The 452-nt window shown below is 58.6% G+C and carries 1 protein-coding gene; it reads left to right on the top strand.

What is annotated here, in order from left to right; translation table 11 throughout:
• Nucleotides 1-452, top strand: a 452-nt coding sequence (locus ABLO27_RS27090; protein WP_353037219.1) for a VCBS domain-containing protein, incomplete at both ends; no start/stop codon positions are given.

The following is a 452-nucleotide window of genomic DNA, read 5'->3' as shown; positions in this document are numbered from 1 at the left end:
ACGGGCAATCTGTCGGTCTCTGACGCCGATGCTGTCGACAACCCGAGCTTCACACCTCAAGAAAGTACCGTCGGAACCTACGGCACATTCGAAGTGAACGCGGCAGGCTTGTGGACTTACACCCTGGACAACGCCGCCGCTCAGGTTCTTGCCGGTGGCGAGGAGTTCGAAGAAGTCTTCACGGTCGAAGCGACCACGGAAGACGGTGAAGTGGTCACCCAGGATGTGACCATCACAGTGACCGGCGAGGAAGACGGGCCCGTCATCTCTGGTACTTCCGAGGGTGAAGTTGATGAGGACGCCGAGATCCTGACGACGTCCGGTACTCTTTCCGTTTCCGACGCGGATGGGAACGACGATCCAACGTTTACTCCGCAAGAAGGCACCGCCGGAACCTACGGCACCTTCGAAGTGAATGCTGCCGGTCTTTGGACCTACACGCTGGACAATGC

This window comes from Roseibium sp. SCP15, from assembly GCF_040329435.1.
Taxonomy (GTDB): domain Bacteria; phylum Pseudomonadota; class Alphaproteobacteria; order Rhizobiales; family Stappiaceae; genus Roseibium.
Note: the sequence above shows the minus strand (reverse complement) of the source record. Positions and strands in the feature narration are given on the sequence as shown.